Here is a 327-nt window from a genome sequence, read left to right as displayed (position 1 = left end):
TTCTACCAGGACGTCGACGCGACCACAGGGCAGGCCTACACGCTGAGCTTCGACCTGCGGGCGCGGCCCGAGAAGTCTCTCTCGACGCAGGAGGTCGAGGTGGTCTGGAACGACCTGGTTGTGGCCACGGCAGAGCCGGGCGGCGACTGGGGAACCTTCACGACCACCGTCACCGGTGCCGCGGGGATGGACCGGCTCACCATCCGCGAGGTTGGCGCGCAGTCGGGCGACGGCTACGGCGCCCTGCTCGACGATTTCAGGCTCGTTGCCACCGGCGCCGCACCGGACTCCACGCCGCCGGTATCGCCCGAGCCGGTGCCACCTGCT

The 327-nt window shown here is 70.3% G+C and carries 1 pseudogene; it reads left to right on the top strand.

Annotated features, from left to right (window positions below):
- Positions 1 to 327, top strand: a pseudogene (locus Q0938_RS19275) (hypothetical protein); the annotation flags it as partial.

Source organism: uncultured Paracoccus sp. (genome assembly GCF_947496875.1).
GTDB lineage: Bacteria > Pseudomonadota > Alphaproteobacteria > Rhodobacterales > Rhodobacteraceae > Paracoccus.
Note: the sequence above shows the minus strand (reverse complement) of the source record. Positions and strands in the feature narration are given on the sequence as shown.